We start from the raw sequence: 11154 nt of genomic DNA on the forward strand, positions 1-11154 counted from the left end.
ATGGCGGCAGGGATCACGCTCACGAAGGGCGGGGCAGGCGTGCTGGACGGCAAGGTCGTCATCATCACCGGCGGGGCGAGGGGCATGGGAGCGGCGACCGCCCGGAGGTGTGCGGCGGCAGGCGCCCGTCTCGTGCTCACCGACGTGCTCGCCGAGGAGGGCGCGGCCACCGCCAAGGAGCTGGACGCCAGGTTCGTCGCCCACGACGTGACGAGTGAGGACGCCTGGGCGGCCGTGGTGGAGGAGACGGTGGACGCGTACGGGCGGCTCGACGGCCTGGTCAACAACGCCGGCATCGCCACCGCCCAGCTCATCGAACAGCAGTCACTGGCCGACTTCGAGCGGGTCATCCGGGTCAACCTGACCGGCACCTTCCTCGGGCTCAAGGCGGTGCTCGGCGCCATGCGGGCGTCGGGCGGCGGCGCGATCGTCAACCTGTCGTCGGTCGCGGGGCTGTTCGCGCTGCCGGGCACCGGCGGGTACGGGGCGTCGAAGTGGGGCGTACGCGGGCTCACCAAGATCGCGGCGGTGGAGTTCGCCAAGGACCGCATCCGCGTCAACTCCGTCCATCCCGGGATGATCGTCACCCCCATGACCCTGCCGCTGGGCGCGGTGTCGGGGGAGGGCACGTTAGCGCTGGCCCCGGCCGGGCGGTGGGGAGAGCCCGAGGAGGTCGCGGAGGCGATCGCGTTCCTGCTGTCCGACGCCGCCTCGTACGTCACGGGCGCCGAGCTGGCCGTGGACGGCGGCTGGACGGCGGGCGAGGCCGCGCTGGCGCCGAAGAACGGAGGCTAGGTGCCGTACGCGCAGGTCGAACCCGACGTCAGTCTCTTCTACACCGACGACGGCGACACCATGAGCGCGCCGCCGCTGCTGCTCGTGCACGGCTGGGGCACCGACTCCCACCAGTGGTCCTGGCACATCGACGCCCTCGCGGAACGGCACCGCGTCATCGCGGTCGACCTGCGCGGCCACGGCTACTCGTCGGTCCCCGAGACCGGTAACACGCCGCGCGCGATGGCCGCCGACCTCGACGCCCTGCTCGACCGGCTCGGCATCCCGCAGGTCGTGGCCGTCGGCCACTCCATGGGCGGCCAGGTGGTCTCGATCCTGGCCGTCGAGCATCCCCGGCGGGTGCGGGCGCTCGTCACCCTCGACCCCGGCTACGGCATGAGCGCCGAGATCGCCGCCGGCTTCCCTCGGATGATCGCGGGCCTGCGCGGCGAGCGGCCGCACGAGGCCGCCGAGCGCATCGACGAGTGGTGCACGAACGCCGCCACCCCCGCCCTCATCAGGCGCTGGCACAAACGCCGCCTGTACGGCATGCCGCCGCACGTGCTGGCGGAGGCGTTCGAGGCCATGTTCGTCACCGGGGACGCCATCGGCGTGCGCCCGGCCAGCGACGACTACCTGGCGCGCAGGCGGTGCCCGGTGTTGTCGATCTGGGCCGATCCGGGGCGCGCGCAGTGGGAGAGCGGGCTGCTCAAGGACCCGGCGTCGGCGGTGCTGTGCTGGAAGGGCGCGAGCCACCGGCTGCACGAGGAACGTCCCGAGGACTTCGTATCCGCCGTGGAGGGCTGGCTGCGCCGCCTATGAAGCCGCCTATGAAGCCATATGTAAAGCCGCTCGAAAAGCCGCTGAAAAGCCGCTGTAAGAGCCGCCTCTGAAACCGGCTCTGGACCCGCCTCTAGACCCGCCGAGGCGGGTGGACCTCTCTGCGGCGGGCGCGGGCCCGGCGCACCCGGCGGATCAGCAGCCAGGCGACCACGGCCAGCACGAGCAGCGCGACGATCACCAGCACGGGCGCGAACACCGCGACCAGGCTCATCCCGACAGATCCGGCGTCCTCGGCGGTGCTCAGCACCGGCGCGCCGAACCCGGCCGTGCCCGCGTTGACCACCGGGCGCACGAGGGACTTGACCGCGTGGACGGCGAGCGCCGCCACGATGCCGATCAGCCACCCCGCCCACGGGTTCTCGGTCATCCACGCGGAGCGCTCGAACTCGGCGGCGGCCGCGGTGGCGGAGAAGACCACGCCGCCGGAGGCCGGGCGGACCACGGTCTGGATGATGTCGTTGACGCTGTCGATCGCGGGCACCTTGTCCAGCACCAGCTCGGCGGCCAGCAGCACGGCGATGATCGCGAGCACGCCCCAGTGCGACAGCCAGGTGTAGCCGTCGGGCAGGCGTACGGCGTCGGTGACGTTGGCGAGCACGCCCACGACCAGGAGGGGGATGTAGGCGTTGAGGCCGGCGGCCGTGGACAGGCCCAGACCGGTCAGAGCGGCGAGCATCCCTTTAGTCTGCCTCTTAGTCCGGTCTGGCCGCCTCGTCCATGAAATCGCCGAGCGCGCGATCGGTGAACTCGCTCAGCGCCCGGTCGTACTTCTCCATGCCCCACGACCAGAAGTCGAAGTCGATGGTGTCGTTGGCGCCGTCCTGGATGGAGGCCCACAGCGTCCAGCCGTACTTGGACATCAGGCCGAGCAGCCGGGCGCGGGCGATCTTGTGGCGCAGGCGGCGGCCGTAGTAGGCGGTGACCAGCTCCTCCAGGTGGCCGGGCGGCAGGTCGGACTCGCTCCAGACGTTGCCCAGCTCGAAGCAGGCGTCGTTGTTGCCGGAGTACTCGTAGTCGATCAACCACAGGCGTTCGCCGTCGTCGAGGATGTTGCCGGGCAGCAGGTCGTTGTTGCACGGCACGGTGCCCTCGTCCCTGACCGCCAGGCACGCCCTGATCTGGGCGACGACGGGCATGAAGTCGAGGTAGCGGGGCGGCAGCCGGAAGCCGCGCTCGCGGACGATCGCCAGATAGCGCCGCTGCACGTCGAACATGTCGAAGTCGCGGACGAAGCGCGGCCCCGCGTGCAGCCGCCGGCACGCCTCGGCCACCCGGGGCAGGTTGGCCGGGTCGTGCAGGTCGGTCTCGGTGAACGTGCGCGCGGAGACGTACCCCACGACCAGGACGCCCAGGTCGGGCAGGTAGTCGTGCACCGGCGCCCCGACCCCCGCCGCGGCCGCGGCGAGCGAGTTGGCGTGCTCGGCGTCCCTGTCGATGGCCAGCAGCGCGCCGTCGCTGGCCTGCACGCGCACGACGTACGCGCCACGCGGGGTGGTGACCTTGTAGTTGTGGTTGGTGAGCCCGCCGGGCAACTCCTCCACGGAGCGCGGCACGCCGGACAGCAAGGGGATGCGATCGAGCACCTCTGGCGCGGCCATGCTCGATGCTAGCTCCGCCGTCCTAAACGGTCTAGACCTTTCAGGGTACGCGGGTTAGCCTCGCGACCATGAGCGACTCGGCCCGCATCGTGATCATCGGCGGCGGGGTGGGCGGCGCGTCCGTCGCCTACCACCTCACCCAGCTCGGCGAGCGCGATGTGGTGCTGCTCGAACGCGACGCGCTGACCAGCGGCTCCACCTTCCACTCGGCGGGGCTCGTCGGCCAGCTGCGCGCCGACCCCACGCTGACCAGGATGAACCAGTACTCCGTCGAGCTCTACCGCACGCTCGACGCCGGCTGGACCGAGTGCGGCGGCATCAAGCTGGCCTCCACGCCCGAGCGCATGGAGGAGATCCGCCGCCAGATCGGCTGGGCGCGCACGTTCGGGCTGCCGCTTGAGGAGATCTCGGTGGCCGAGGCGGCCGAGCTGTTCCCGCTCATGGACCCTGAGGGCGTGGTCGGAGCCGCGTACCTGCCGACGGACGGGCAGATCGACCCGTCGCAGCTCTGCTACGCCCTGGCCGAGCGCGCCCGCGCGGGCGGCGCGAAGCTGCGCACCGGCACCCGCGTGCTCGGCATCGACGTGACCGGCGGCCGGGTCACCGGCGTGCGCACCGACCAGGGCGACATCGCCTGCGAGATCGTGGTCAACTGCGGCGGCATGTTCGCCGCCGAGATCGGCCGCATGGCCGGGGTGCGCGTCCCGATCGTGCCCATGTCGCACCAGTACGTGGTGACCGACGCCTTCCACGACCACGCGAACCTGCCCACGCTGCGCGACCCCGACCTGCTCGTCTACTACCGGCAGGAGGTGCGCGGCCTGGTCATGGGCGGCTACGAGCGCCGCTGCGCCCCCTGGACCGCCGGGCCTGACGCGTACGACGCGATCCCCGCCGACTTCAACGGCCGCCTGCTGCCCGAGGACTGGCCCAGGTTCGAGGAGATCTCCGACAACTCGCGCGTCCGCGTGCCCGCGATGGCCGACGTCGGCATCCGCAAGCTGATCAACGGGCCCGAGGCGTTCACCCCCGACAACGAGTTCTGCCTGGGGGAGACCGAGGTCGGCGGGTTCTTCGTGGCGGCCGGGTTCTGCGCGCACGGCATCGCGGGCGCGGGCGGCATCGGCAAGGTCATGGCCGAGTGGATCGTCGAGGGCGAGCCCGGCATGGACCTGTGGCACATGGATGTGCGCCGCTTCGGCCGCCACTACCGCTCGCCGTCGTACACGCTCAAGCGGGCGGTCGAGAACTACGAGACGTACTACGACATCCGCTACCCCGGGCACGAGCGCTCGGCGGGCCGGCCGCTGCGGGTCTCGCCCGCCTACGGCTGGCACGCCGCCCATGGCGCCGCCTTCGGCGAGAAGTCCGGCTGGGAGCGGGTCAACTACTACACCGCGAACGAGCTGCCGGGCGAGGACGAGCGGCCCGCGGGATGGGCAGGGCGGTCCTGGTCGTCGGCGATCGGGGTCGAGCACCGCGCCACGCGTACGGCGGCCGGGCTGTTCGACGAGAGCTCGTTCGCCAAGATCGAGGTGACCGGGCCCGACGCCGCCGAGCTGCTGGAATGGGTGTGCGACAACCGGGTCGCCCGCGACGTGGGCGCCGTCACGTACACGCAGGCGCTCAACCGGCGCGGCGGCATCGAGTGCGACTTCACCGTCACCCGGCGCGGCGAGCGGGAGTTCCTCGTCGTCACCGGCACCGCGTTCGGCGCCCACGACCTCGGCTGGCTGCGCAAGCAGGCGGCCCGCACGAGCGCGGACGTCAGGATCGCCGACGTCACCGGCCAGTACGCCTGCTTCGCGCTGTGGGGGCCGCGGGCCCGCGACGTGCTCGCCGGGCTGACGCCCGAGCCCGCCGGCCTCCCGTTCATGACGGCGCGCGAGCTCACCGTGGCGGACGTGCCGGTGCTGGCGCTGCGGGTGACGTTCGTGGGGGAGCACGGCTGGGAGCTGTACTGCTCCAGCGAGTACGGGCTCGCGCTCTGGCAGGCGCTCTGGGCGGCGGGACGGCCGCACGGGCTGGTGGCCGGCGGCTACCGGGCCATCGACAGCCTGCGCCTGGAGAAGGGCTACCGGGTGTGGGGCGCCGACCTCGGACCCGAGACGACACCGTACGAGGCGGGCCTCGGCTTCTGCGTCAAACCGGACAAGGACTTCCTCGGCAAGGACGCGCTCGACCCCCGGCCCGCGCGCCGGCTGCGCTGCCTGACGCTGGACGACCCGCGCGCCGTCGCCCTCGGCAACGAGCCGGTACGCCTCGCCGGCCGCGTCGTCTCCCGCGTCACCTCCGGCGGCTACGGCTACACCGCCCGCGCCTCCATCGCCCACGCCTACCTGCCCGCGGACGAGAGCGCGCCGGGCGCGCCCGTCGAGATCGAGGTGGAGGGCCGGTGGGTGCCCGGCACCGTGGTCAAGGGGCCGGTGGTGCCGTGACGCCGCTGCGTACGGAGATGCGCACCCGGTCGGGGCGGAACAGGTCGAGCGCGTACTCCACGGGGACGCCGCCCGCCGCGTAGGCGGTGCGCTCGATCAGCATGAGCGGCGCGCCCGCCTCGATGCCCAGCTCCGCCGCGTCGGCCGGCTCGGCGACCACCGGGTCGAGGTGCTCGACCGCCGTGCGAGGGCGCAGGTCGTAGCGGGCGGCGAGCAGGTCGTACAGGGAGCCGGTCAGGTCCTGGTCGAGCAGTCCTGGCAGGGCGGGGAAGTAGGAGCGCTCCAGCGCGACAGGGGAGCGGCCCGCCGAGCGCACCCGCGCCACCTCGTGCACCGGCTCGCCCGCCGGGACGCCGAGCGCCACCGCGGCGGCGGCCGGCGCGGGCACGGTGGCGGCCCGCAGGACGCGTGCCTCGGCCCGCAGGTGGGCGCGGCGCATCTGCTCGGTGAACCCGGCCAGCCCCGTCAGGTCGCACTCGATGCGCGGCCCCGGCGGCGGCTTCGCCACGAACGCGCCGCCCGACCTGCCGGGCACGCGCAGCAGCACGCCGTCGCGTTCGAGGGTGGAGAGCGCCTGCCTGAGCGTCATCCTGCTCACGCCGAGCCGCCCGGCCAGCTCCCGCTCGCCGGGCAGCCGGTCACCCGGCGCCAGCTCGCCGCCGGCGATCGAGTCGAGCAGCCAGCGCTCGATCTGCACGTGCGCGGGGACGCCGGTGCCGCGCTCCAGCTCAGGCGGGGTCCCGACCACAGGCGCAGGGTACCTCTTGCCGCCGGCTTGGCAACGCCTTGGGGGTGGGCGAAAAGGGCGGGGAAGCCGCGTTCGCCCCCGCCGTCACTCAGCCGTGCGGCCGTCCCGCCGCGTCGTCCCGCCGCGTCGTCCAGCCGCGTCGCCCGGCCGTCCCGCCGCGTCGCCCGGCCGCGTCAGTCCGCCGTGAGGCGGCCCAGGCGTTCGACCGCCTCGCCGAACTCGCTGACCAGGTCGTAGACGACATCCCTGGCCGGGCGTACCTGGTCGAGCTGGCCGACGACCTGCCCGACGAAGTAGTTGACCAGCTCCACGGCGCCGGGCTCGCCCTTCTCCGCCGCCGCCCCGATCCGCGCCATCGCGCCCTCGGCCAGCAGCAGCTGCAGCGGCATGCCCAGCGGGCCGGGGCTCTCCTGCCCGGAGTCCCACTCCTCGGTCCAGGCGGACTTGAGCTGGCGGGCCGGCTTCCCCGTTCGGGAGCGCGACCGTACGGTGTCCAGTGACGAGGCCGCCAGCAGCTTCCGCTTGACCGCCGGAGAGGTCTCGGCCTCCTCGGTCGTCAGCCAGAGCGAGCCGCACCACACGCCCTCCGCGCCGAGCGCCATGGCCGCAGCCATCTGCCGCCCTGACGCGATGCCGCCCGCGGCCAGCACGGGCACCGGCGCGACCGCGTCCACGACCTGCGGCACCAGCACCATCGTGGAGACGTCGCCGGTGTGGCCGCCCGCCTCCGTGCCCTGCGCCACGATGAGGTCGGCGCCGGCCTCGACCTGCCTGCGCGCGTGCTCGACGGTGCCCACCAGGGCCGCCACCGGCACGCCCGCCTCCCTGGCCTTCGTCACCATCTCGGGCGGCGGCGGGCCAAGGGCGCTGGCGATCAGTCCGATCCGGTGCTTCAGCGCAACGTCGATCAGCCCGGTCGCGCCGGCCGCGGTGACCCGCCGGCCCATCTCGTCGGCGGTCGCGCTCATCGGCCGGCCAGGGGCGCTGACGCCGTACTTGTTCAGAAGGTGGGTGACGAAGTCGCGGTGCCGGTCGGGGACGGCGTCCATGAGGTGCACGCGCCGGTCGTGCGCCGATGAGTCGATCTTGCCGGGGACGAGAACGTCCACTCCGTACGGCCGGCCGCCCACCCGCTCGTCCAGCCACGTCAGCTCGGTGTCGAGCTGCTCGGGCGAGTACGCGACCGCGCCCAGCACCCCGAACCCGCCCGCGTTCGTGACGGCGGCCACCACGTCGCGGCAGTGGCTGAAGGCGAAGAGCGGAAACTCGATCCCCAAACGCTCACTTATCGCGGTGCGCATGAACCGACGCTAACGGTCAGAAGGTTGTTCGGTCCATCCCCTGGAGCTCAGGTCGTCGCGTCGAACGTGACGGGCGCGTGCCAGCCCAGCTCGGGCGTGTAGCCGCGGACCCGCCTGGCCGGCACCCCGGCCACCACGCTGTGGTCGGGGAACTCGCCGCGCACCACCGCGCCGCCCGCCACCACGCACTGGCGGCCCAGCGTGGTGCCCGGCAGGATGATCGCGCCCGCGCCCAGCCAGGAGCCCGCGCCGATGGAGACCGGGCTGTTGCGCGGCCACTGCCGGCCGATCGGCACCTCGGGGTCGTCGTAGACGTGGTTCTGGTCGGTGATGTAGACGTACGGGCCGGTGAAGACGTGGTCACCGATGTCGATGGACTGGTGCGCGACGATGTGCGAGCCCCTGCCGATCGAGCAGCCGCCGCCGATGCGCAGGATGGGGCCGTCGCCGAGGTCGTGCCCCGGCATCATGCCGCACGACAGCGACACCCGCTCGCCCACGAGCGTGTGCTCGCCGATCTCCATCCACTGCTCGCCGAAGATCGCGCCAGGGGGGAAGGCGATGCTGACACCGTCGCCGAGCCGGGCGAATCGGTAGCCCGCGGGAGTGGACGGAGTGATCGCCCCGGCGTGCCGGACCGCCGTGTACGTAAGGTGAATCAACGCGCCCAAAGCCCGCCGAACGAGTGACATAGGGACCAAAGTTACCGCTAGGTCAAGCCGTTCGGGCATGTGAGGGGCGTTGTTTGATATCCTGAGAGCCCGTGGACACTTCGACCACACCTCGAGCCACGGGAGCCCCTTTGCGCAGCGCATCGCAAACCAAGCATCTGTTCGTCACCGGCGGTGTCGCCTCCAGTCTCGGCAAGGGGCTCACGGCATCCAGCCTCGGTCGCCTTCTCAAGGGGCGCGGTCTCAGGGTCACCATGCAGAAGCTCGACCCTTACCTCAACGTCGACCCCGGCACCATGAACCCGTTCCAGCACGGCGAGGTGTTCGTCACCGACGACGGTGCCGAGACCGACCTCGACGTCGGCCACTACGAGCGGTTCCTCGACACCAGCCTGCTCGGCTCGGCCAACGTGACCACCGGGCAGGTCTACTCCAACGTCATCGCCAAGGAGCGCCGCGGCGAATACCTGGGCGACACCGTGCAGGTCATCCCGCACATCACCAACGAGATCAAGGACCGCATCCGGGGCATGGCCGGTCCTGACGTGGACGTGGTCATCACCGAGGTGGGCGGCACGGTCGGCGACATCGAGTCGCAGCCGTTCCTGGAGGCCGTCCGCCAGATCAGGCACGAGGTGGGCCGCGACAACGTGTTCTTCCTGCACGTGTCGCTGCTGCCGTACATCGGGCCGTCGGGCGAGCTCAAGACCAAGCCGACCCAGCACAGCGTGGCCGCGCTGCGCAGCATCGGCATCCAGCCCGACGCGATCGTGCTGCGCTCCGACCGGCCGGTGCAGACGGCCATCAAGCGCAAGATCAGCCTGATGTGCGACGTCGACGAGGACGCCGTCGTCTCCGCCGTCGACGCGGCCTCCATCTACGACATCCCCAAGGTGCTCCACGCCGAGGGCCTCGACGCGTACGTCGTGCGCCGGCTCGGCCTGCCCTTCCGCGACGTCGACTGGACCGAGTGGGAGCAGCTCCTGCGCCGGGTGCACCGCCCGGCCAAGGAAGTCACGATCGCCCTCGTCGGGAAATATATCGATTTGCCGGACGCGTACCTCTCGGTCACCGAGGCGCTGCGCGCCGGCGGCTTCGCCAACGACGCCCGCGTCAACATCCGCTGGGTCAAGAGCGACGACTGCGAGACCCCCGAGGGCGCCGAGCGCGAGCTCGACGGCGTCGACGGCGTGCTGATCCCCGGTGGTTTCGGCGTCCGCGGCATCGAGGGCAAGATCGGCGCCATCCGCCACGCCCGCGAGAACAAGATCCCGCTGCTCGGCATCTGCCTCGGCATGCAGGGCATGGTCATCGAGGCCGCCCGCAACATGGCCGGCATCGAGGACGCCAACTCCTCCGAGTTCGACCCCGACACCAAGCACCCGGTCATCTCCACCATGGCCGACCAGGAGGACGTCATCGCCGGCGAGCGCGACATGGGCGGCACCATGCGGCTCGGCAGCTACACCGCCAAGCTCGGCGAGGGCACGCTGGCCAGGCACCTCTACGGCGGCAAGGCCAAGGCCGACGAGCGCCACCGCCACCGCTACGAGGTCAACAACGCCTACCGCGAGCGGCTCGAGCAGGTCGGCCTGGTCTTCTCCGGCCTGTCGCCCGACGGCCGGCTGGTCGAGTACACCGAGCTGCCCCCCGAGATCCACCCGTTCTTCATCGGCACCCAGGCGCACCCCGAGTTCCGCTCCCGGCCCACCAGGGCCAACCCGATGTTCAAGGGCCTCGTCGGAGCCGCGCTCGTCTACGCCGACAGCCGCGTCGGCAGCGCCAAGGTGCACCCGTGAACGGCCACCCCAACGGCTCGTCGCCGCAGGGCGCCGCGGGCGGGCGGCTGATCGCGGACACGCCCGAGTCATGGGACGTCGTCGAATCCCGCCACCGCTTCAAGGGCCACATCATCGACGTCGTCACCGACACGGTCAGGATGCCCCGCGACGAGGTCGCCGAGCGCGACTACGTCGTCCATCCAGGAGCCGTCGCCGCGCTCGCCCTCGACGAGCACGACCGCGTCCTGCTCATCAGGCAATACCGCCACCCCACCCGCCACCTGATGTGGGAGCTGCCCGCAGGGATTCGCGACGTGGCGGGCGAACCGCTGGTCGAGACCGCCGCGCGAGAGCTCGCCGAGGAGGCCGGCTACCGCGCCGAGACCTGGTACACCCTGGCCGACCTGCGCTCGTCGCCCGGCATGACCGACGAGCGGGTCAGGGTGTTCCTCGCCCGCGGCCTGACCAGGATCCCCGACGAGGAGAACGACTTCGTCCAGCGGCACGAGGAGATCGGCATGCCGATCGAATGGGTGCCGCTGGCCGACGCGGTGGAGAAGGCCCTCATGGGAATGATCCACAATTCCACGGCCGTGGCCGGTATCCTCGCCGCATATGCGGCATCGGTTGAGGGGTTCGCCCTGTTGCGCCCCGCCGACGCTCCGGAGGCGTGACGGAAGGACCTGTTCGTGGAGGCAGTGCTCTCCAGCTACCTCGCCCATCTCGCGGTCGAACGAGGTCTGGCTGCCAACACGCTCGCGTCCTACCGCCGTGACCTGCGCCGCTACGTCGACCACCTCCGGGCGCGCGGGCGCCTGGAGCTCGACCAGGTGGGGGAGGCCGACGTCCAGGCCTTCCTCGCCGCGCTGCGCGAGGGCGACGGCGAGCACCCCGCCCTCGTGGCCAGCTCCGCGGCCCGCGCCGTCTCCGCCGTGCGCGGGCTGCACCGCTTCGCCCTGCGCGAAGGCGTGACGGCCCACGACCCCGCCCACGAGGTACG

11 protein-coding genes are annotated in these 11154 nt (G+C 72.1%); 6 read left to right on the forward strand and 5 right to left on the reverse strand.

The features are described 5' to 3' along the window. Positions 1–795 (forward strand): glucose 1-dehydrogenase, encoded by a 795-nt coding sequence (locus ABZW11_RS37035; RefSeq protein ID WP_355427907.1) that lies wholly within the window; start codon positions 1–3, stop codon positions 793–795. Beyond that, the gene (locus tag ABZW11_RS37040) at positions 796–1596 is read left to right on the forward strand and encodes an alpha/beta hydrolase (RefSeq protein WP_355427910.1); all 801 of its coding nucleotides are present in this window, start codon (positions 796–798) and stop codon (positions 1594–1596) included. It begins immediately after the preceding gene. A gap of 91 nt (positions 1597–1687) precedes the next feature. Here the strand turns inward: ABZW11_RS37040 and ABZW11_RS37045 are convergent, their stop codons facing one another. Beyond that, the gene (locus tag ABZW11_RS37045; protein ID WP_355427913.1) at positions 1688–2293 is read right to left on the reverse strand and encodes a DUF4126 domain-containing protein; all 606 of its coding nucleotides are present in this window, start codon (positions 2291–2293) and stop codon (positions 1688–1690) included. A 16-nt stretch (positions 2294–2309) separates the two neighbouring features. Continuing rightward, on the reverse strand, positions 2310–3215 hold the full coding sequence (locus ABZW11_RS37050; RefSeq protein WP_355427916.1) for a phosphotransferase: 906 nt from the start codon (positions 3213–3215) through the stop codon (positions 2310–2312). Between the two features lie 68 nt (positions 3216–3283). Between ABZW11_RS37050 and ABZW11_RS37055 the strand changes: the two genes are divergently transcribed. After that, on the forward strand, positions 3284–5653 hold the full coding sequence (locus ABZW11_RS37055) for an FAD-dependent oxidoreductase (protein ID WP_355427919.1): 2370 nt from the start codon (positions 3284–3286) through the stop codon (positions 5651–5653). Here ABZW11_RS37055 and ABZW11_RS37060 read toward each other — a convergent pair. From ABZW11_RS37060 to ABZW11_RS37070, 3 genes are all read right to left on the reverse strand, one after another. Next, the gene (locus tag ABZW11_RS37060) at positions 5631–6401 is read right to left on the reverse strand and encodes a GntR family transcriptional regulator (RefSeq protein WP_355427922.1); all 771 of its coding nucleotides are present in this window, start codon (positions 6399–6401) and stop codon (positions 5631–5633) included. The genes ABZW11_RS37055 and ABZW11_RS37060 overlap by 23 nt on opposite strands. Before the next feature lie 173 nt (positions 6402–6574). Then, positions 6575–7702, reverse strand: a complete 1128-nt coding sequence (locus ABZW11_RS37065; RefSeq protein ID WP_355427925.1) for a nitronate monooxygenase family protein — start codon at positions 7700–7702, stop codon at positions 6575–6577. 47 nt (positions 7703–7749) lie between these two features. Next, complete coding sequence (locus tag ABZW11_RS37070; RefSeq protein ID WP_355427928.1) at positions 7750–8394, reverse strand: DapH/DapD/GlmU-related protein; 645 nt, start codon at positions 8392–8394, stop codon at positions 7750–7752. Positions 8395–8504: 110 nt separating this feature from the next. On the opposite strand from ABZW11_RS37070, the gene ABZW11_RS37075 reads away from it, so the two are divergent. From ABZW11_RS37075 to ABZW11_RS37085, 3 genes are all read left to right on the forward strand, one after another. Further along, positions 8505–10172: a CTP synthase gene (locus ABZW11_RS37075; protein WP_345401630.1), complete on the forward strand. Its 1668-nt coding sequence runs from the start codon at positions 8505–8507 to the stop codon at positions 10170–10172. Next, positions 10169–10828 (forward strand): NUDIX hydrolase, encoded by a 660-nt coding sequence (locus ABZW11_RS37080; protein ID WP_355427931.1) that lies wholly within the window; start codon positions 10169–10171, stop codon positions 10826–10828. The genes ABZW11_RS37075 and ABZW11_RS37080 overlap by 4 nt, the downstream gene beginning before the upstream one ends. A 15-nt stretch (positions 10829–10843) precedes the next feature. Continuing rightward, a partial coding sequence (locus ABZW11_RS37085) for a site-specific integrase (RefSeq protein ID WP_355427934.1) occupies positions 10844–11154 on the forward strand: 311 nt, incomplete at its 3' end.

Source organism: Nonomuraea sp. NPDC004580, from assembly GCF_040609855.1.
GTDB classification, from domain to species: Bacteria; Actinomycetota; Actinomycetes; order Streptosporangiales; family Streptosporangiaceae; genus Nonomuraea; species Nonomuraea salmonea.